At 62.5% G+C, this 19,693-nt stretch carries 18 protein-coding genes and 1 tRNA gene; 10 read left to right on the forward strand and 9 right to left on the reverse strand.

From position 1 onward, the window contains the following. The 6 genes from CIW50_RS26895 to CIW50_RS26920 all read right to left on the reverse strand — a co-directional run bounded on the left by CIW50_RS26895 (nucleotide 1) and on the right by CIW50_RS26920 (nucleotide 6,134). Nucleotides 1-711 (reverse strand): ABC transporter ATP-binding protein, encoded by a 711-nt coding sequence (locus CIW50_RS26895; RefSeq protein ID WP_149534223.1) that lies wholly within the window; start codon nucleotides 709-711, stop codon nucleotides 1-3. Beyond that, nucleotides 708-1,466, reverse strand: coding sequence for an ABC transporter ATP-binding protein (locus tag CIW50_RS26900; protein ID WP_149534224.1), 759 nt, complete (start codon nucleotides 1,464-1,466; stop codon nucleotides 708-710). The genes CIW50_RS26895 and CIW50_RS26900 overlap by 4 nt, the downstream gene beginning before the upstream one ends. Further along, on the reverse strand, nucleotides 1,459-2,463 hold the full coding sequence (locus CIW50_RS26905; RefSeq protein ID WP_149534225.1) for a branched-chain amino acid ABC transporter permease: 1,005 nt from the start codon (nucleotides 2,461-2,463) through the stop codon (nucleotides 1,459-1,461). Before CIW50_RS26905 ends, CIW50_RS26900 begins: the two co-directional genes overlap by 8 nt. Before the next feature lies 1 nt (nucleotide 2,464). After that, nucleotides 2,465-3,337, reverse strand: a complete 873-nt coding sequence (locus CIW50_RS26910; RefSeq protein WP_149534226.1) for a branched-chain amino acid ABC transporter permease — start codon at nucleotides 3,335-3,337, stop codon at nucleotides 2,465-2,467. Between the two features lie 155 nt (nucleotides 3,338-3,492). Then, the gene (locus CIW50_RS26915; RefSeq protein WP_093756987.1) at nucleotides 3,493-4,701 is read right to left on the reverse strand and encodes an ABC transporter substrate-binding protein; all 1,209 of its coding nucleotides are present in this window, start codon (nucleotides 4,699-4,701) and stop codon (nucleotides 3,493-3,495) included. A gap of 212 nt (nucleotides 4,702-4,913) precedes the next feature. Further along, nucleotides 4,914-6,134, reverse strand: coding sequence for a LysR family transcriptional regulator (locus CIW50_RS26920; protein ID WP_172980474.1), 1,221 nt, complete (start codon nucleotides 6,132-6,134; stop codon nucleotides 4,914-4,916). Nucleotides 6,135-6,300: 166 nt separating this feature from the next. On the opposite strand from CIW50_RS26920, the gene CIW50_RS26925 reads away from it, so the two are divergent. The 9 genes from CIW50_RS26925 to CIW50_RS29250 all read left to right on the forward strand — a co-directional run bounded on the left by CIW50_RS26925 (nucleotide 6,301) and on the right by CIW50_RS29250 (nucleotide 14,205). Further along, nucleotides 6,301-7,134: a transporter substrate-binding domain-containing protein gene (locus CIW50_RS26925; protein ID WP_149534228.1), complete on the forward strand. Its 834-nt coding sequence runs from the start codon at nucleotides 6,301-6,303 to the stop codon at nucleotides 7,132-7,134. Next, nucleotides 7,131-7,892: an amino acid ABC transporter ATP-binding protein gene (locus CIW50_RS26930; protein WP_149534229.1), complete on the forward strand. Its 762-nt coding sequence runs from the start codon at nucleotides 7,131-7,133 to the stop codon at nucleotides 7,890-7,892. Before CIW50_RS26925 ends, CIW50_RS26930 begins: the two co-directional genes overlap by 4 nt. A gap of 3 nt (nucleotides 7,893-7,895) precedes the next feature. Continuing rightward, nucleotides 7,896-8,597, forward strand: coding sequence for an amino acid ABC transporter permease (locus CIW50_RS26935; RefSeq protein WP_197738404.1), 702 nt, complete (start codon nucleotides 7,896-7,898; stop codon nucleotides 8,595-8,597). Continuing rightward, complete coding sequence (locus tag CIW50_RS26940; protein ID WP_115030452.1) at nucleotides 8,597-9,256, forward strand: amino acid ABC transporter permease; 660 nt, start codon at nucleotides 8,597-8,599, stop codon at nucleotides 9,254-9,256. The genes CIW50_RS26935 and CIW50_RS26940 overlap by 1 nt, the downstream gene beginning before the upstream one ends. A gap of 64 nt (nucleotides 9,257-9,320) precedes the next feature. Next, nucleotides 9,321-10,700: a hydantoin-5-propionate amidohydrolase gene (gene ertD / locus CIW50_RS26945; RefSeq protein ID WP_149534230.1), complete on the forward strand. Its 1,380-nt coding sequence runs from the start codon at nucleotides 9,321-9,323 to the stop codon at nucleotides 10,698-10,700. Between the two features lie 64 nt (nucleotides 10,701-10,764). Beyond that, nucleotides 10,765-11,853 carry a thiohydantoin desulfurase gene (ertC, locus tag CIW50_RS26950; RefSeq protein WP_149534231.1) on the forward strand — a complete coding sequence of 363 codons (1,089 nt, stop codon included), beginning with the start codon at nucleotides 10,765-10,767 and terminating at the stop codon, nucleotides 11,851-11,853. A 19-nt stretch (nucleotides 11,854-11,872) separates the two neighbouring features. Then, complete coding sequence (gene ertB / locus CIW50_RS26955; protein WP_149534232.1) at nucleotides 11,873-13,531, forward strand: thiourocanate hydratase; 1,659 nt, start codon at nucleotides 11,873-11,875, stop codon at nucleotides 13,529-13,531. A 297-nt stretch (nucleotides 13,532-13,828) separates the two neighbouring features. Further along, nucleotides 13,829-13,903: transfer RNA gene (locus CIW50_RS26960), tRNA-Gln, on the forward strand. Between the two features lie 128 nt (nucleotides 13,904-14,031). After that, complete coding sequence (locus CIW50_RS29250) at nucleotides 14,032-14,205, forward strand: hypothetical protein (protein WP_172980475.1); 174 nt, start codon at nucleotides 14,032-14,034, stop codon at nucleotides 14,203-14,205. Between the two features lie 212 nt (nucleotides 14,206-14,417). Here the strand turns inward: CIW50_RS29250 and CIW50_RS26965 are convergent, their stop codons facing one another. From CIW50_RS26965 to CIW50_RS26975, 3 genes are read right to left on the reverse strand one after another with little or no spacing between them, the layout of a single operon-like run. After that, the gene (locus CIW50_RS26965) at nucleotides 14,418-15,131 is read right to left on the reverse strand and encodes a TetR/AcrR family transcriptional regulator (protein ID WP_172980476.1); all 714 of its coding nucleotides are present in this window, start codon (nucleotides 15,129-15,131) and stop codon (nucleotides 14,418-14,420) included. Between the two features lie 23 nt (nucleotides 15,132-15,154). After that, nucleotides 15,155-17,935 carry a molybdopterin-dependent oxidoreductase gene (locus CIW50_RS26970; RefSeq protein ID WP_172980477.1) on the reverse strand — a complete coding sequence of 927 codons (2,781 nt, stop codon included), beginning with the start codon at nucleotides 17,933-17,935 and terminating at the stop codon, nucleotides 15,155-15,157. Beyond that, nucleotides 17,932-18,816 carry an FAD binding domain-containing protein gene (locus tag CIW50_RS26975; RefSeq protein ID WP_283808869.1) on the reverse strand — a complete coding sequence of 295 codons (885 nt, stop codon included), beginning with the start codon at nucleotides 18,814-18,816 and terminating at the stop codon, nucleotides 17,932-17,934. Before CIW50_RS26975 ends, CIW50_RS26970 begins: the two co-directional genes overlap by 4 nt. 99 nt (nucleotides 18,817-18,915) lie before the next feature. On the opposite strand from CIW50_RS26975, the gene CIW50_RS26980 reads away from it, so the two are divergent. Further along, complete coding sequence (locus CIW50_RS26980; protein ID WP_149534236.1) at nucleotides 18,916-19,662, forward strand: maleate cis-trans isomerase family protein; 747 nt, start codon at nucleotides 18,916-18,918, stop codon at nucleotides 19,660-19,662. The last annotated feature ends 31 nt before the right edge of the window (nucleotides 19,663-19,693 follow it).

The raw sequence follows: 19,693 nt of genomic DNA on the forward strand, positions 1-19,693 counted from the left end.
TCAAACGCCGAGATGGCGTTCCAGCACATCCGGCTGCGCGGCTAATGCCGCCGGCGTTCCGTCGAACACCACGCAGCCTTTCGACAGGATCACCATTCTGTCGGCGACTTTCGCCAGACTCCGGAAATCCTTGTCGACGACGATGGTCGCGATGCCCTCGCCCCGGACGATCGCCAGGGTCTGCCAGATAGACTGCGCCACCAGCGGCGCCAAACCTTCCGTAGCCTCATCGATCATGATCATATCTGGATTGGTCATCAGCGCGCGACCGATGGTCAGCATCTGCTGCTCGCCCCCCGACAGTTGATGCCCTCCATTATTGCGGCGTTCGTGCAGACGCGGAAACAGCTCGAAGATTTTCGGCAAGGTCCAGGACTGACGCCCGTGATTGCCTGGTCGTGCAGCCATCACCAGATTTTCGGTGACCGACAGCGAGCCGAAAATGCCCCTCCCCTCCGGTACCAGCGCCATGCCGCATCGCGCGATCGTCTCGGGCGCTGCGTTGCGGATATCATGGCCGTGGAAGCGCAAACTGCCACGGCAGAGCGGCATCAATCCCATCAGCGAACGCAGCAGCGTGGTCTTGCCCATGCCATTGCGGCCGATCAGCGCGACCTGCTCACCGGGCGCGAAGGTCAGATCGATGCCGTGCAAAATCTGACTAGCGCCATAAAACGCATCGAGCTTTTCCACCTCCAGCAAGGCCGTCATGCGATGCCTCCATCAGCACCGAGATAGGCAGCGCGCACGCCGGGATCTACGCGCACGTCCTGCGGCAAACCTGTGGCAATGACACGACCGTCCTGCATCACCGTCAACCGGTCTGCGAGTTCGAACACCGCATCCATGTCGTGCTCCACCACCAGCAGCGCACGGTCGGCCTTCAGCGATGCGATCAATCCGATGATGCCCCTCGCCTCCGATGGTCCCATGCCGGCCAGTGGCTCGTCGAGCAGAATGACCTGCGGATTGGTCGCCAGCACCATAGCGATTTCCAACTGGCGCTGTTCGCCGTGACTGAGTTTATCGGCAATGACCTGCGACCGCGCGGATAACCCGACCCGGTCGATCGCGTCGGTGACCAACTGGTCATATGGCCGGTCGCTTCGCGTACCGCCAAACATCCGGAGCGGCGCGATTGAACGGGCCTGCGCCGCAAGACGCACATTCTCATGCACACTGAATTGCGCAAACAACGTCGTCTTCTGATAGGCGCGGCCGAGGCCAGCACGCGCGCGGCGGTCCGGCGACAACGATGTGATATCCGCACCATTCAGCAGGACCTCACCCGACGTCGGCAGCAATTCGCCGGCCAGCAGATTGATCAGTGTGGATTTTCCGGCACCGTTCGGGCCGATCACCGCATGGATCTCGCCAACGCGAATATCGATCGAGACATCGGAAACAGCCAGCAGCCCCCCGAAGCGCTTCTGCAATCCAGCGGCACGCAGCGCAATGTCATGCATGACGGGCTTCCGCAGCTGCAGGTTTGATCTCGGCCGCGCGTTGAGGCGACGCCCCGAACACCATCGGCCAGATCTGCCGGACACCATTCGGCAGCAGGATGACGATGCCTATGATGATCAGGCCTTCGACAAGCTTCCAGTTGTCGAGATGCGCCTTCAGCACTTCTTCCATGCCGATCAGAACCAGCGCACCGACGAGCGGCCCGGTGACCGAGCGCAGGCCACCGATCAGCACCATGACCAGGATTGTCGCCGATTGGTGCCATCCCAGCATCTGCGGCGCGACGAAGCCGAACTGCGCCGCAGCCAGATAACCGGCAACGCCCGCCAGCGCACCAGACAGGGTGAACGCCGTCAGGCGGAGGCGAAAGATCGGAAAGCCGAGCGACCGCGCCCGGCGCTCATTGTCCCTAGCTGCCGCCAGCGCCCGTCCAAAAGGTGAGCGGACCACTATTGTGAGTAGAGCGATCACGCCCACCAGGAAACCCAGGACGACGAAGTAGAAAGTCACGGGTTTGTCGAGATCGAGCAATTGGCGGCCGGCAATGGCGATCTCGGGCCGGATGTTGATGGAGATACCGTCCGAGCCACCCGCGAATTTGGTATCGTGGAAGAAGAAGAACAGCATCTCACCAAAGGCGAGCGTCACCATGATGAAATAGACGCCGCGGGTGCGCAGCACCAGCGCGCCAATCAGCAGGGCCGCGGCGCCGGAGCACAGGATCACAATCGGAAGCGTCGTTAACATCGACGTCGCATCATAACGAGGCGACAACAGCGCAAGTACGTATCCGGCTAGGCCGAAAAAGGCGGCATGGCAGAGGCTCACCAGACCGCCATGGCCGACCACGAGATTCAGTGACATGGCCAGCATGCCCATGATGAGCGCCTTGGCAAAAAATTGCGTGTAATAGGTCGATACGCAGAATGGCAGCGCAATCGCCATAGCCAGACAGGCGATGCCGAACAATCGGACCCGCAGATTGGGCATGCTCATATCAAGCATCCTGGCGTCCGAGAATTCCACTGGGCCGCCACAGCAACACGGCTGCCATCACCACATAGATCAGAATACTGGAGACGCTGGGAAAGAACACCTTTCCGAACGTATCCGTGAGGCCGATCAGCAGTGCGCCCACGGCTGCGCCGGCGACCGAACCGATGCCACCGAGCACGACCACGACAAAGGACAGGATCAGCATGCTATCGCCCATGCCGGGAAATACTGTCGAGATCGGCGCGATCAGGATACCGCCGAGCGCCGCCAGCGCGATGCCGGCGGCAAAGACGTAGCGATTGACCCGGTCGAACTTGATGCCGAGCACGCGCGCCATCTCACGATTTTCCGAACCTGCCCGTACGATCATGCCGATTTTGGTGCGCGCGATCACGAAGAAGATAACGAGCGCCGCTATCAGGCAGAATACACAGATCGCCAGCCGGTAAACCGGATAGGACAGGTTGTCAGTAAGCTGGATCGACCCCGACAACCACGCGGGTGGAGCGACCGCGTGCACGTCCTTGCCGAACAACAACTGCCTGATTTCATCGATGACCAGGATGAGGCCGAAGCTGAGCAACACCTGTGCCAGATGATCCCGGCCATAGAGAAGACGAACGAAGACGGTCTCAAGCAGAATGCCGGCGATGAAGGCAACCAGCACGCCGCCAAGCAGGGCGACGGCAAAACTGCCGGTCATCAACGTGATCCAGTAAGCCAGATAGGCGCCGAGCATATAGAACGCGCCATGGGCGAGATTGATGACTCCCAGGATGCCGAACACCAGCGTCAGACCGCTCGCGACAAGGAACAGGACCGCGCCGTACTGAACCGCATTCAGCAACTGAACGCCTAGTGTGATGAAGTCCATCAGATCAATCCAGTCACGGCGGGCCACCTTTAGTCGCCGGCGCAATCAGGCATGAGGCCATATCCGGCCGCGCAGCAACACGTCCTTCACGGACGGCATTGCGCGCAACAGGCTTCGACGATTCGATCTCCATCGACAGACCGCGCAACGATGCGTCAGGTCATCTTGCAGCCCCGCGCTGGATCGTCGACATCGGCCTGGGCGACCGAGATCATCTCGTTACGCCCGTTGCGGACCTCGCGCAGATAGATGTTCTGGATCGGGTTATGCGCCTTGTTGAAGGACAGCGGCCCGCGCGGGCTGTCGATCTTCGCAGCCCCCATCGCCGCGATCATCTTGTCACGCGCGTTGAAGTCACCGCCGACGGCCGTCAGCCCTATGTCCAGCAGGGCGGCGCCATCGTAGCCCTGTACGGCGTAGATATCGCCGTCCTTGCCCGTCTTGGCCTTAAAGGCTTTGAGGAAGGCAAGATTGGCGGGATTATCGAGATTGTCCGCGTAGTGCAGTGTTGTCCTGATGCCCTTGGCGGCTTCGCCCTGTGCTTCGATGGTGCCGTCGGTCAGAAAGCCTGCGCCATAAAGCGGGATGGTCTTGTTCAGGCCCGCCGCCGCATAGTCCTTGACGAACTTCACTGCGCCACCGCCTGCAAAGAAGCTGAACACGGCATCGGGCTTCAACTGCGCGATCTGCGTGATCAGCGCCTGAAATTCCACCTCTGGAAATGGCACCGTCAGATCCGCGACGATCTTGCCACCGTTCTTGGTGAAGTTTTCAGCGAAGGCGCCGATCATCTCGGCACCGGCCGTGTAACGCCATGTGATAGTGACAACGTTCTTGATACCGGCATCGGCCATCACCTTGCCCATCGGGTAGGTACTCTGCCAGTTCGAGAACGACGTGCGGAAGATGTTCGGCGCGCAAGCGGGACCCGTCGCATCATTGGCGCCGGCATTCGGAATGATCAGCAGTGTCTTGGTGTCGCGCGCGACCTTGACCATGGCCATGGCCACGCCGGAATGAACGGTGCCGACAACCACGTCAGCCTTCTCGCGGCCGACCAGCCGGTTCATGTTGTCGGTGGCTGCTTCCGGCTTCGATTCATCGTCCACCTGCACGAACGCAATGTCGCGCCCGCCGAGTTTGCCGCCCTTCTGTTCGACATAGAGGCGGAAGCCGTCATCGATGAACTGGCCGAGCTTCGCATAGGTCCCGGTGTAGGGAAGCATCATCCCCACCTTCAACGGCGCGTTCTGCGCGATGGCCGGGCTATGAAGCGGTGACGTCGCAATGAATGTTGCAGCGCCGGCGGTCCCGGACAGCATGGCGCGACGCGTCAGCGGACGCAGAAACCCCTTGGTGGTCATCAGCTCGTCTCCCCTCGGAATAATTGATGACCGGTTGACCCGGCCTAACAATGCAGACGGACGCCGGGCGGAGGCACTGCCTCACCCACGCTCGCTCACTTGCAGCATAATGCACGAAGCTGAAAAAGATCAAGAATTATAATTCATATTAGATCAGATCGCCGGTGCCCGGGAATTATTGATCGGCTCGTATCCCACGACTCTCATTCAAATCAGTCGCTGTTGACCATCATGGAGGCCGCCGGCGTTGCCGGCGCATAGTTGCGCAAGGCGGCAAGAATGGCGCGGGCTCCGCGCCGCGCGCCTTCGGTCTGTACCCAGACCAACGACAGAATAAGTTCAAGCCCGGGATCGACCGGCAGCGCCACGAGGCGTGCATCGAACGAGACGAGCGCGCTTTCGGGGAGTACTGACACGAAGCCGAAATCCAGCATCAGGTTGGCGATGATCGGGATCGAGTCGATTTCCGTGATTGTCAGCGCATCAATCTCTGCTTGAGGCAGCAATTGCGCGAGCAGTCTGTGGGCCGCCTGTCCGAGGCCAGTGCGTCGGCTGGGTAGCGCAAGCGGTTGCTGGCGAAGCACCCGCATGACATCGGGTCGGTCGCCCAGCACCTCGCGCGCACCCACGACCACGAGTTTCGATCGTACCAGCGCGCGGGACGAGACATCGGCGGGGATCGTGTCACTATCGATCAGAGCGACATCGCAGCGCTTGTCCTTCAGGCCGGTGAGAAGATCCTCCGCCGTACCATTGGTAACAAACAGCGGCTGCGTCGGCCGATCCCGCTGCCAGGCAGCGACGAGAAAGGCCAGCAACCGCGCGACATTGCTTTCATGACCGAGCGGCATCACCGCCCCGAGCCTGATCGTGGCATTGGTCGAACGGAAACGTTCGCGCGCGCGCCGCGACAGTCGCTGCATGGTTTTTTCAAGTTCAGCCAGTGACGCGACCAGCAACTGGCATGCCGGCGTCGGCGTGACACCGATACGGGAGCGATGAAACAACACGCTACCGAGTTCATCTTCGACGCGTGCAATCTGTCGCGCAAGTTGCGGCTGACCAAGACGGATGATGCGTGCGGCACGACGAACGCTACCGGTTTCCGCAACCAGTGCGACACGCTGCAAGGCCGTGAGGCTGACATCACGCTCGGCGCAGAAAGCCCGTGCTGCATCGCCTGCCCTGTCAGGCGCGATCATCCCCATCGCGATATCCGCTGCGGCTTCGATCTCATCCAGCATGCGCCGCGCCTCGAGCGTGAGAAAGCTCGCGGCACCCACACGATTCAACAGCGGCGCCGCAATGGAGCGCTCGAACCGTTTCACAGCTGCCGAGAGCGTACTTGGTGCGCGTCCAAGTTGGCGCGCGGCCTCCCGCACATTGCCGCAACGGAGCACCATGGCTGTCATCACCAAGGTCGCAATGTCCATTCCATTGTCATCCGGGTCGGTAGTCGATTTTTCCGCGCTGCAGCGAGAGCGTATAGGATGTCCATCAAATGGGATATCCCCCCGATACGCAATTGCGTTAGCGTTCATGACAGGGACTGCGGAGCCAGATGCCGGCTTGGCCTGGCCGCACCAATGGAGGTGTTCGATGAAAGCAATGATCCTTGCCGCCGGGCTTCTGGCCCTTGCCAGTCCCGCATTCGCTCAGACGCAGGAACCGCTGAAGTCCGCGATCGACTCGACCTTCGCGCCGCATGCCATGCCAAAACTGTCGGGCGGGCTTGAAGGCTTCAACATCGACGTCGTTGACGAAATGTCGAAGCGCATCAAGCGCCCGATCACGGTGGAAGGCGCTCAATTCGCGGGTCTCATTCCGGCCTTGCAGGCCGGCACCTATGACTTCCTGGCTGCCGTTGTCACTGTCACGCCCGAGCGCGCGCAGCAGTTGCTGTTCATGGAAGGCTTCGTCGACGCGGACTATCGCTTCATGACGTTGGCTTCGGCACCTCCCATCACCAAGCTCGAAGATCTCTCCGGCAAGACCATCGCCGTGCAGAAAGGCGCGATCTACGAGAAATGGGTCAACGACAACGCCGCCAAATATGGCTGGAAGTCGGAATCCTTCGCCACCAGCACCGACGCGGCGCAGGCCGTGCTCGCCGGCCGTGCCGACGCCAATATCTCGGCCGCAACCGTCGTCGCCTGGATCGTGAAGAACAATCCGCGGCTGAAGAATGCCTTTCTCTACAAGACGGGCCTCGTCTGGAGCATGCCGCTGCGCAACGGCAATACTGAATTGCGCAACAAGCTCGAAGACGCGCTGGTCTGCATGAAGCAGGACGGCACGCTGAAGAAACTCTACGTGAAATGGTTCGGTGTCGAGCCCGAGGCCGGTTCGGCGACCACCACCATCTATCCTGGCTATGGCGCACCGGGCGTTGCCGGCTATGACGCGACCGAGCAGAAGCCGACCTGTTCATGAGTTCGACAGCGGCAGCGCCTGTGTCCCGTTATCTGCTGGAAGCGCGCGGCGTCCGGAAGAGCTTTGGCCCAACCGAGGTTCTGAAGGGCGTCGATCTTTTGGTCGAGCCGGGCAAGCTGGTCTTTCTGATCGGCCCATCCGGCTCGGGCAAGAGTACCTTGTTGCGCTGCTGCAATCGTCTGGAGGAGCCGGATTCCGGCTCCATCATCATGGATGATGTGGACCTGCTGTCGCCGCGCGCGGACATCAACGCCGCGCGGCGACAGATCGGCATGGTGTTCCAGAGCTTCAATCTTTATCCGCACCTCACCGTGCAGAAGAACATCACACTGGCGCTGCGCAAGGTCGTCGGCATGAGCACGGCCGACGCCAATGCCCGTGCCGCGGAGATGCTGGCACTGGTGGGTCTGCCCGACAAGGCCGCGTCCTATCCCGCGCAACTCTCCGGCGGCCAGCAGCAACGCATCGGCATTGCGCGTTCGCTCGCGCTCAATCCCAAGATCATCCTGATGGACGAACCAACCTCGGCGCTCGACCCGGAACTCGTCGGCAGCGTGCTCGCCGTCGTCAAGGACCTGCGCGACCGCGGCATCACCATGGTCATCGCCAGCCACGAGATGAATTTCGCGCGCGAAGCCGCCGACAAGGTCGTGTTCCTCGATGGCGGGCTCGTCATTGAGGAAGGCTGTGCGGAAGACATCTTCTTGCGTCCGCAGGAAGATCGCACCAGACGTTTTCTCGCGCAGATCAGGCACTAGGCCATGACCGCCGCCGACGCGATGAGCAACTGGGACCGCTTCGTCTTCACCTTCTTCAATGCGGATATAGCGACGAAGTATGGCTGGGAAATCCTGCAGGGCGCCGGCGTTACCATTCTCGCCGGCCTCGCAGTGGTCATCACCGGTATCGGTGCCGGCTTCGGCCTCGCAGCGCTCCGGGCGATCGGCTGGAAGCCTGTCAACTTCTTCATCATCGTGTTCGTCGATATCTTCCGCTCGCTGCCGCCATTGGCGATCATCCTGGTATTATTCTTCGGCTTCCCAAATATCGGCATCGTCTTGCCCAGCCTCATCGTGCTGTGGATGTCCCTCGGCGCGGTGCTTGCGGCCTTTGCCGAAGAGATATTCTGGGCCGGCATTACCTCAGTGCCGAAGGGCCAGTGGCTGGCCGCGCGCTCAACAGGGCTCACCTTCGCTCAGACGCTGCGCTATGTGATCCTGCCGCAGGCGGTCCGCCTCGGCATTCCGCCGCTCACCAACCGCGCGATCTCCATCACCAAGAACCTCGCGCTTGGCAGCGCCATCGGTGTCAACGAGATTCTTGGCCGCGCCAATTCCGCGCTGTCGATGTCCGCCAATGCGACGCCGCTGACCATGGGCGCGCTGCTTTACGTGCTGGTCTTCATCCCGCTGGTGATCGCCTCCCGCACACTCGAACGCAACTATCGGTGGGGTGAGCACTGATGGAGCAGTTCACGCAGGAATTCTTCAATCTCGACGTCATGGCGAAGGTCGCACCGTTCCTGCTGCAGGGCTTGCTGCAGACTCTGCTGCTGTGCTCGTTCCTGATCCCGATCGGCCTCGTCAGCGGTATCCTCGTGATGTTGCTGACCACCAGCCCCTATCGCCTGTTGCGCTGGCCGGCGATCGTCGCGGTCGATTTCTTCCGCGCCTTCCCACCCCTTGTGCTGCTGGTGTTCGTCTATGCGGGCCTGCCCTTTATCGGACTGCGCGTGCCCGCACTGGTGGCTGTGGCCGTCGCCTTCCTGATCAATTCGGCAAGTTACTACGGCGAGATCTATCGTGCCGGAATGGTCAGCGTACCCAAGGGCCAGCGCGAGGCCGCGCGGTCGACCGGTCTCTCCGCGACGCAGACATTGCTTTACGTCACGCTGCCACAGGCGATCCGCAACGTTTTGCCTGATCTGTTGTCCAATACGGTCGAGCTGGTGAAGCTCACGACATTGGCCAGCGTCATCTCGGTGCCGGAGCTGCTGCATTCCGCCAATCTGGCGCGCTCGCTCACCTACAACTCATCGCCGCTGATCCTCGCGGCCATCATCTATTTGCTCCTGCTGTTGCCAGTCGTGCGGTTGATCGCGCGGCTGGAGCACAGGCTCTAGGACACACGGTCCCGCGGGACCATCACGACAAGCCGGCTCGCCGGCGGCGAATGTGGAGTTGCACATGGATTTCGATCTGGTTCTCACCGGCAAGGTGATCGGTCACGACAGCATCATCGAGAACGGCTGGGTCGCGGTCCGCGACGGGCGCGTGGCTGCCGTCGGCGAAGGCACGCCGCCTGCCGCCCGCGCGCGGCAGGATTTCAAGTCAGGCATGATCATGCCGGGCGCCATCGACGCACAGGTCCACTCGCTGTCGCAACGCAATCAGGAAGACTTCGTCTGGTCGACGCGCTCCGCTGCAGCCGGCGGCGTGACCACCATTGTCGACATGCCCTATGATGAAGGCGATCTGGTCTGCTCGGCTGCTGCGGTCGAGCGCAAGATTGCCCATGCGAGCAAACAGGCGCGCGTGGATTTCGCGCTCTATGGCACCATCGACCCCGAAGAAGGTCCGGCACGCATCGCCGAACAGGCCAAGGCTGGCGTCGCTGCCTTCAAGTTCTCCACCTTCGGCACTGACCCGAAGCGCTTTCCGCGCATCCCCGCGCCGCTGCTCGCCGATTGTTTCGCCGCCATTGCGCCGACCGGCCTCGCCGCCGGCGTCCACAACGAGGACGACGAATTCATCCGCGATGCCGTCGCCAAAGTGAAGGCAAAAGGCATTACCGACTGGCGTGCGCATGCAATGTCGCGCCCGCCGCTCGCCGAAATCCTGGCGATGCTGCAGATCTATGAGACCGGCGCCGAGACCGGTTGTCCCGCCCATGTGGTGCATTGTTCTGTCGCACGCGGTTATGACATTGCGGCGTGGTATCGCTCCGAGGGTCATCACGCCACGGTGGAATGCTGCATCCACTATCTCGTGCTCGACGAGGAGAATGACGTCTCCCGCCTCGGCGGCAAGGCCAAGATCAATCCGCCGGTGCGCCCGCGTGCCGATGTCGAGGCGCTCTGGGCAGAGCTTGCAGCCGGACGCGTCTCGCTGGTCTCGACCGATCACGTCAGTTGGTCGGAAGATCGCAAGATCAATCCGGACATGCTCGCCAACGCGTCCGGCGTCCCCGGCCTCGAAGCCATGGTGCCACTGCTGGTAAAGGGCCTCGTCGAACGCAAATTGCCGCTCACCCATGCCGCGAAGCTGATGTCGTTCAATCCGGCGCGGCACTTCCGCATCGACGATCGTAAGGGCGCGCTGGCGCCTGGCCTCGACGCCGACATCACCGTGCTGGTGGACAAGCCCATCGTCTATGACGGTGCCGCAAGCGGCAACAACGTGGTCGGCTGGTCCCCCTATAACGGCATCACGCTGCCGTGGACCGTGGCTGCGACCTACGTGCGCGGCCAACTTGCTTTCGACGGCAGCAAGGTTCTCGCCGAGCCCGGCAGCGGACAATTCGTGCGGCCGCCGCTGCTTCTCCCGGAGCGACTGCCGGTGGCCTGACGCCCGCCGTTCCGATCACCGAACACGTATCGAACACAAGAACATCTGCCGAGGAGACATTCCGATGGGACGTATTCTGACCGAACGCGATATTGAAGCCGCCGTGCGCGGCGGCGGTGTCTACGCTGCCGGAGGCGGCGGCTGGGCGGATCACGGGCGCATGCTCGGCCGCGCCGCGATTCTCGTCGGCAAGCCGGAACTCGTGTCGATCGACGAACTCAACGATGACGACTGGGTTGCCACGGCTGCAGCGATCGGCGCGCCGGCATCAACCACCGCCTGGGAGATGCAGGGCAAGGATTACGTCCGCGCGGTGCAGCTGCTGCAGGATGCGCTGGGTGAACCGCTGAAAGGCCTCATCATCGGCCAGAATGGCAAGTCCTCCACCATGAATGCGTGGCTGCCATCGGCACTGCTCGGCACCAAGGTGGTCGATGCCGTGGGCGACATGCGCGCGCATCCGACCGGCGACATGGGATCGATCGGCCTCGCCGGCTCGCCCGAGCCGATGATCCAGACCGCAGCCGGCGGCAACCGCGCCGAGAATCGCTACATCGAGCTCACCGTCCGCGGCGCCACCGCCAAGGTCTCGCCGATCCTGCGCACAGCCGGCGACATGTCCGGTGGGTTCATTGCCTCCTGCCGCAATCCGGTCCGCGCCTCCTATGTGCGTGACAACGCCGCGCTCGGTGGAATCTCATTGGCACTCCGTCTGGGTGAAGCCATTCTCGCCGCCGAGCCGAAGGGGCCCTCTGCGGTAATCGACGCGATCTGCAAGGACACCGGCGGCTCGATCCTCGGCAGCGGCAGGATTACCGCGAAGAATGTCGTCTATACACCCGAGGCCTTCGACATCGGCACACTGACTATCGGCGAAGGCGACCGCGCCATCACGCTGCATGTGATGAACGAATACATGGCCATCGTCGATGCATCGGGCAATCGTCTCGCGACCTTCCCCGATATCATCGCAACGCTGTCCGACGGTGCGGAGCCGATGAGCGTCGGCCATCTCAAGGTCGGCATGAATGTGCATCTGTTCCATGTGCCGAAGACGATCATTCCGCTTGCCTCCAGCGTCAAGGATCCGGCGGTCTATCCCTCCGTCGAACGCGCGATGGGCATCGAGATCGCACGCTACGCACTGGCCTGAGACACGAAAGGAGTCCGCCATGACATCAGCGAATCCACGGCACCCCGATTTTCCGATTCCTGGCGGCCCGAGGCTGCGCGCCAAGGGCTGGCGGCAGGAAGGTCTGTTGCGACTTCTGGAAAACGTGCTCGCGGTCGGTGAGGATCCATCGAACCTCGTCGTCTATGCGGCGCTGGGGCGCGCGGCCCGTAACTGGCCGGCGCACAAGGCGATCGTGCAGGCGCTGACGACCATGGAGGAAGACCAGACGCTGGTCATTCAGTCCGGCAAGCCGGTCGGACTGCTGCGTACGCACGCCAAGGCGCCGCTGGTGATCATGGCGAATTGCAACATCGTGGGACAATGGGCCAAGGCCGAGATCTTCTACGAACTCGAACGCAAGGGCCTGATCTGCTGGGGCGGCCTCACGGCCGGCGCCTGGCAGTATATCGGCTCGCAGGGCGTCATCCAGGGCACCTACGAGATCTTCATGCGCATCGCCGAGCGTCGCTTCGGCGGCACCCTCGCGGGCCGCTTCGTGTTGACGGCCGGGCTCGGTGGCATGGGTGGCTCGCAGCCGCTGGCCGGCCGCATGGCCGGCGCCGCGATCCTCACCGTCGATGTCGATCCGGAGCGCGCCCGCAAGCGCAAGGAGATCGGTTACCTCGAAGTGATCGCCCCCGATCTTGATTCTGCACTGGATATGATCGCCGCCGCGAAGGCCGAGCGTCGGGCGTTGTCGGTCGGGCTTGTCGGCAATGCCGCCGATATCTATCCGGAGATCGCGTACCGGGGCATCATTCCCGATGTCGTCACCGATCAGACCGCGGCCCACGATCTCGTCTACGGTTATGTGCCACGCACGCGTTCACTCGACGAGGCGCGCGCCATGCGCAAGACCGCGCCGGAACAGTTGATGGAGGAGAGCCGCACCTCGATCGTCTCTCACGTCCGCGCCATGCTGACCTTTCAGGCGCGCGGCGCGGAAGTGTTTGACAACGGCAATCTCATTCGTACCCACGCCAGAGAAGGCGGCGTCACGAATGCTTTTGATATCCCCATTTTCACCGAAGCCTATCTGCGCCCGCTCTTTGCGCGTGCCATCGGTCCGTTCCGCTGGATGGCGCTTTCGGGCGATCCCAAGGATATCGCGGCCATCGACGATCTCGTGCTGCGCCTGTTCGGCGACAACCAGATCGTGTCGAACTGGATCAAGCTTGCGCGCCAATACGTGCCTTTCGAAGGCCTGCCGGCACGCATCGCCTGGCTCGGTCATGGCGAGCGCAGCGAACTGGCGCTGGGCGTCAATGAACTCGTCGCCGATGGCACGCTCAAGGGGCCGGTCGCCTTTTCGCGCGATCATCTCGACGCCGCCGGCATGGCGCATCCGAACATCATGACCGAGAATATGCGCGATGGCTCCGATGCCATCGCCGACTGGCCGCTGCTCGACGCCATGGCATTATGTTCGTCTCAGGCCGATCTCGTTGCCGTCCACTCCGGTGGCGGAGGCTATGCCGGCTATATGACCAGCGCCGGCGTCACCCTGATCGCCGACGGCACCGCCGCCGCGGCAGAACGTCTTGCTATGAGCCTCGACAACGACACCGGCCTCGGCGTCATCCGCTACGCGGATGCCGGCTACGACGAGGCCCTCGATGAGGTCTCACTCAAGCGCGTCCCGCATATACAGCTCTAGATCAGTCGTTCCGACCACGCCATCGTGCGTTAGGCCGGAGCCTGCGCCTGCGGACAGGCTTCAGGAACGTCGCTTTGTGCCAGCTCAGCCGATATCGCCCGTTACGCGAACGCAAAAATCGGAAAATTCAGGGAGCTAGGCGCTTGCGCCGGCAGAAGTCCCAATTGCACAAAAGTCAGTCGCATCCGGAGGGGGGAAACACCGCTGGCAGGTGGTTGAAATTGCGGAGCTCTCTCTATAGACCGACGGAGCCAAAGCGATCCGCGGGTTCGTCCCGCCCTTTATCGCCTTGGCCGTTGGGGCGTCGCCAAGTGGTAAGGCAGGGGATTTTGATTCCCCCATGCGGAGGTTCGAATCCTCCCGCCCCAGCCAAATAGTATAGCAAAATCAAATATTTAAAAATTAGGCACGTTCTACTCCGGAAAGTGATCCCCTGTCTATTCTGGAAAACTGTTTCCAGAACGTTCTCAGGCTGAGCCAGGCCACCAAAGAGGCTGCAAATGAAGCCGACCGACAACGCCTGCAGATTTCTAGACAGCCTATCTGATCTGTCGACGCTGGTGAGGGTCTGCCGAGTCAGTCTCGATCAATTGGAGGTTGATGATGGGTTCTGGGGCAAAGACCTAATCGAAATGGTGGCCGCTAAGATCCGCGGCGCGGTGCGTTTCGCATAGCCGGCATAGCTCTCACGAGTGCGGTGTGCTGACAGCGCGCGGCGATGTTGTTTGCCGATCAGGCACCCCACTTCAACCAGAAAGCCACGATGAACGAATGTGACTAGAAGGTGCTAGCTCGGCGACCAATCGGAAGCTCATGTCAGTTTTGCGCCAGAATTGGTTATCGGCGCAAGACTGGTCTGACCCAGCCCCGCCGTTCCGTTCTCGACCTAGCGAGACGGCACGAAACCTAGAAACGCAAGCATCATCTCGGTGGCGTGCCGGCGCCGCTGAATTTTCCAGGACGGCGACGAAAGGTTGGCGCCGAACAAATGCGACAAGGTCGGCGCGTTAGAAATGTGGACATAGCTCATCGCTACCATGCTGACGTAAAGTTGAAGCGGATCGATGCCGCGCCGAAAGACCCCCTCCTTTTCGCCTCGTGAAAGCACTTCCTTAATCGCCAACAGCAGTGGCGATGACAACGTCGATACGCGCTGAGAACGCGTCAGGAATTTTGCGCCAAGAAGGTTTTCACTTGCGAGAATCCGAATGAAGAGCGGATTCGCCGCGAAATGGCTGTAGGTGAAATCAAAGAGCTTTATCATGGCCTCCAGCGGCGCCATGTTGTTCAGCTTGAGCCGCTGTTCCTGCACGCGAATATCGTTGAACACGGTTTCCAGCACCCGGATATACAGCGCATCCTTGCTGCCGAAGTAGTGATAGAGCATGCGCATGTTGGCATTGGCGCCGCGGGCGATGGCATCGATCCGCGCGCCGGCATAGCCGTTCTCGGCAAACTCGGCGATCGCGGATCGCAGAATGCGTTCGGCGGTGGCCGCGGCATCGCGCGGCCGTTGCGCCGGCTTGGCCGGACGCCCCCGCGCCTGCTTGGCGGCAACCGCCGTCTTGCGGTCCTTCGGTCGTGTCGCAGGCTTGGCCATTCGTCGCGTCTTCCCCAGAGCCGTCATGCGGCGTGATCTTTCTTCAGGGCCTCGAGGGCTGCCAGCACCTTGTCCGGCGACAGTGGCAGCGAGGTGATGCGGACGCCGACAGCGTCCTCTAGCGCATTAGCAATGGCGCTGGCTACGCCGAGAATGCCGGCCTCGCCCACGCCCTTTGCACCCAGCGGCCCATGCGCCAGCCCCTGTTCGAGGGTTACCGATTCAAAGATCGCCGGAACGTCCGACATGACAGGCACCCGGTATTGCTGCGGCGTCGCGCTGACCAGGCGGGCGCCATCAAATACTAGTTGCTCGAACAATGCTTGACCCAGTCCCTGGATGGCGCCGCCTTCGATCTGGCCGCGCACGGCCTCGGGGACCAAAGCTCGTCCCGCGTCCGCGATCGATACAAGCTTGAGCACAGTGATCTTGCCGGTCTCGGTGTCGACCTCGATTTCGGCGGCGACCCAGTTCGGCATCCAGTAAACAATCGGGGCATTGAGCGCGGCGGCGGAATCCGCCTCGACCTTGAATTCGCCGTCGCCGGAAAACTCCGCGCCCATGCCGCCGTAGTAGCCACGCATCAGCGCCGCCAGCAGCGTGGCGGTGTTGCCGCGGACAATCTTGCCTTCGACAAGATCGAGTTCTTCCTTGGAGCAACCGAGTTGCCTGGCGGCGAAGGTCAAAACCTTGTCGCGCACCTCCACCGAGGCGCGCCGGATCGCTTCGCCGGTGACCGCCGTCGCCGAGCTGGCATGGGTGCCCTGGTCGAAGGCGGTCTGGTCGGTGTCGATCGCCGCCCGCGCGATCCGCTCCGGATCGAGCTTCAGCACCTCGGCCACGATGCGGCGGAACGCTTCCGTCGCGCCCTGCCCCATGTCAACTGTCGCGCAGTTGACAATCGCGCTGCCGTCGGCGGTGACCTTGACGCGAGCCTGGGCGAACCTGCCCTGGCCGCCGCCATCCTTGAAGCCGATCGACAACCCCTTGCCGCGGGACAGATGCCGCCGACCCGGCGGCGCGCGGACACCCCAGTCGATCTTTTGCGCGGCCAGATCCAGTCCAGCAACGAGATCGCAATCGATGGCGCTGTCGCCGGCGCGATAGGGCTCGCCGGGCGACAGTAAATTGCGGCGCCGGATCTCGAACGGGTCGAGGCCAAGCCGACGCGCGATCATGTCGACCTGACTCTCCGACGCCCACGACGCCTGGGTACCGCCGAAACCGCGAAACGAGCCCGCCGGCACGGTATTAGTGCGAACGGCGATCGCCCTGCTGTCGAGCGCCTGCCAGCGATACGGACCACCGATGCGATAGCCTACCTTGTCGGCGACCAGCGGACTGGCATCAGCATAAGCGCCACCGTCCAGCACGATGTAGGAACGGCGGGCGAGGAAATCGCCGTCCCGCGATACGGCGGTTTCAAGCCGCAACGTCGCCGAATGCTGCGACAGCGATGCAAAACCTTCATCCATTGTCTGCGTCAGCCGCACGGGCTTGTTGATCTTCAGCGCCAGCAGCACGACCAGCGGTTCGATCTTGCAATAGCTCTTGGCGCCGAAGCCACCGCCGATCGGCAGCGTGCGGACCCGCACCGCGTGCTCGGGCAGGCTGCAGATCTCGGCGATTTCCTGGCGCAGCAGGAAGGGATCCTGGTTGCACGACCACACCTCAACGCCCTCGCCAAGCGGACGCGCGCCGGTCACCGACGGCTCGAGGTGAACATGCGCCATCCGCGAAAACGCGAAGTCGTCGGTGAAAACGTGATCGGCCGCGGCAAAGGCGACATCGAGATCGCCGAGCCGGTGGTGAAATTCATACAGCACGTTCGGTGCGTGCTCCATCGCCGTAGTCACGCTGACGCCGTGCGCGGGAATGCCGCCGCGGCTTGGCGTCTCGAACAACAATGGCGCGCCGATGGCCATCGCCTCGTCGGGAGTCGCGACTGCGACGAGCACGTCGTATGACACGGCGATCAGTGACAGCGCCCGGATCGCGGTGGCCGCGTCCACCGCAGCCACGGCGGCGACGGGTTCGCCGACGTGCCGCACACGATCGATCGCGAGCAGCGGCTGGTCCTTGATCCACAATCCGTAGGTATGGACCGGGAGCCGGCGCAGGTCGTCGCCGGTGACGATAGCCAGCACGCCCTCCAACGCCAGCGCCGGTGCCACATCGATCGCCAAGATGCGCGCATGCGGATGCGGGCTACGAAGGAGCTTGATCTCAGCGCCACCGGCTGTCGGCGTATCGACGAGAAAGAATGGTTGGCCAGTTACCTTGGCGGTTTCCTCCGGGCGCCAGCGCCGGCCATCAGGCGTCGCCCGACCCTTCATCGCGATGGCCCTGACGACGGCTTCCTCGATCACCTGATAGCCGGTGCAGCGGCAGACATTCGCGCTCATCCAATTGCGGATCTGCTCGCGGCTGGGTTCCGGATGGCGTTGCAGCAGGGCTTCAGCGAGCAGGATCATGCCGGGCGTACACATGCCGCACTGGAATGCGTGAGCCTCGACAAAGGCGCGCTGCATCGCGCTCGGCGCCGCGCCGGGCGGCTGCAACCCCTGCACTGTGGTGACGTTGCTACCCGCCACCGCGTCGACCAGCGTGCTGCAAGACGTCACCGGTAAGCCATTGACCAGCACGGTGCAGGCGCCACAGACACCATGGTCGCAGGCGACGCGTACGCCGCTGCGCGCGCAGCTTTGCGACAGCGCGTCGGACAGCACGCGCGGCGCGCCGGCGGCGAGCGTCACTTGCTCGCCGTCGAGCATAAAGGACAGCGTAGTCTCGGTAATGCTCACGCGGCTATCTCCCGGATCAGGCGGGACAGCAGAACCGAAGCCACGGTCTCGCGATAGTTCGCGACCCCGAACCAGGGTACTGTCGGCGCCGGCATCTGCCGGACCGCGCCCCGCGCCGTGTCGTCGGCACGTGCATGCAGCTCGGACAATGCGACGCCGGCAACTGGCAGGTCGCAGGTGAACGGCCATCGATGGCACCCGCCTATCACCGCGCACGCACTCACCACCGCGCCGCCGGCGCAATCAATGCACAGCGCCACCGACAGGACTGGCCGCAGGCTGCGATCGTAGAGAAGCCGCCGCGTCGTTCCCGCCACCGGCAGAGGCACGCGCAGTTTCTCGGCTAGACCGCCGCGCTCGAAAAATGAATCCGCGGCCTCGCCGAACTTCCGCACCGCGATCATGTCGCCGCGAGAATCGCGTGTTGAATACAACATGGACGCGCCGAGCGCCGACAGCAGCACGGCGCCTTCGTAGCCGGACATCAGCGCGAGCAGATTACCCGCCACCGTCCCCTGCATCCTAATCCGGATATTCGCGATCCGCTCCCAGCATCGCGCGAGATCGGGAAGCCATGCGAGCAGCACGTCACTGTTCGCCACGGCATCATGGCGGGCACCCGCGCCGACCTCGATTGCGTCGCGCTGCGGCGACAGGCGGATGGCGTCGATATCGGCGACACCGCCGAGGAGCACCAATGCGGGAGGTGCCAACCCATCTTTCATGCGGTTGACGACATCGATCCCGCCGGCCATCGCCATCGCCCCCGGCTCGCGAGCAAGCATCCCGCGCGCCTCATCGAGGTCTCGGGGACGAAGCAACAGGAAATCGGGAATTCGGCTGCGCGATCGATGACTGGCGACATATGAAGAGTGTGACATGGCTTCCAATAATGTGGGCCGTTTCCAGTTCGGCACCGGACTTGCAAAGACGTTTGCACCCTCCTTGCAAAGGGCCTGCCAACACAGAAAGCTTGCGCAATGACAGACAGACTTGGCTACCGTCTCAAGATCGGAATCGTAATTCCATCGACCAACACGACGGTGCAGCCGGAGACCGACGGAATGCGTCCGACCGGCGTCACCAATCACATTGGGCGCATTCATATTCCCGATCTACCGCTCGGCAACGATGCGGAGTTCGAGACCATGGTCGATGCCATCGGGCCCGATCTCTATCCTTGCATCGACCGCGTGATGACCTGCAAGCCGGCGCATCTGGTGATGGGGATGTCGATCCCGACATTCTGGGGCGGCAAGGCCGGCAGCGAGCGGTTGCTCGCCCGTCTCGAAGAGCGCGCGAAAGTGCCGGTCACTATGGGCTCCGCAGCATGTATTGCAGCGTTGAAGTGCTTTCCGGCCGTCAAACGCATCGGCCTTCTGACGCCTTATCAACCGGTCGGCGACGCCAACGTCGCGCGCTATTTCAGCGACCATGGATACGAGATCGCCGCGGTGCATAGTTTGAAACGACCGAGCGAAGTGCAGATCGCCCACGCCACCGAGCTCGACATCATCGACGGGTTCAAGACGCTTGCGGCAATCGGCGTGGATGCCATCGTTCAGGCCGGGACGGATCTCGCGGCGATCGATCTCGCTGCCGAGGCGGAGCGCTGGCTTGGTATCCCCGTGATCGCGATCAACGCGGCCACTTACTGGTACGCGCTTCGCCGCAGCGGAATCGACGATCGCATGCACCACTACGGTTCTCTTCTCGCACTTCACTAGTTGTCGCGGCGCTGTTTGCACAAGGTTCGTC

The sequence above is a fragment of the Tardiphaga sp. P9-11 genome (assembly GCF_008329525.1).
Taxonomy (GTDB): Bacteria; Pseudomonadota; Alphaproteobacteria; order Rhizobiales; family Xanthobacteraceae; genus Tardiphaga.